Origin of the sequence: Rhizobium sp. RHZ01, from assembly GCF_014851595.1 — a bacterium.
GTDB lineage: Bacteria > Pseudomonadota > Alphaproteobacteria > Rhizobiales > Rhizobiaceae > Rhizobium > Rhizobium altiplani.
In genome coordinates this window covers 1-225 of sequence record NZ_JACUZZ010000168.1, presented here as the reverse complement: position 1 = coordinate 225, position 225 = coordinate 1, and the positions used below count along the sequence as shown (strand labels likewise).

Below are 225 nucleotides of genomic sequence, written 5' to 3'. Positions count from 1 at the left end.
GCGACGGCGTTCGCGATTATGCGGTAACGCTGGTTGGCGAGCGCTATGCGGATTTCGGGCCGACCTTGGCGACGGAGAAGCTGGCCGAGCGTGATGGCTTGCGTGTGTCGCGCGAGACGGTGCGCGGCTGGATGGTCGATGCTGGACTGTGGTTGTCGCGCAAGCAGCGGCGGACGTTTCATCAGCCACGATTGCGGCGCGAGGCCTATGGCGAGCTGGTGCAGA

The 225-nt window shown here is 65.3% G+C and carries 1 pseudogene; it reads left to right on the top strand.

Annotated elements, in window-relative coordinates:
- A pseudogene (locus IB248_RS32500) lies at positions 1 to 225 on the top strand (ISNCY family transposase); the annotation flags it as partial.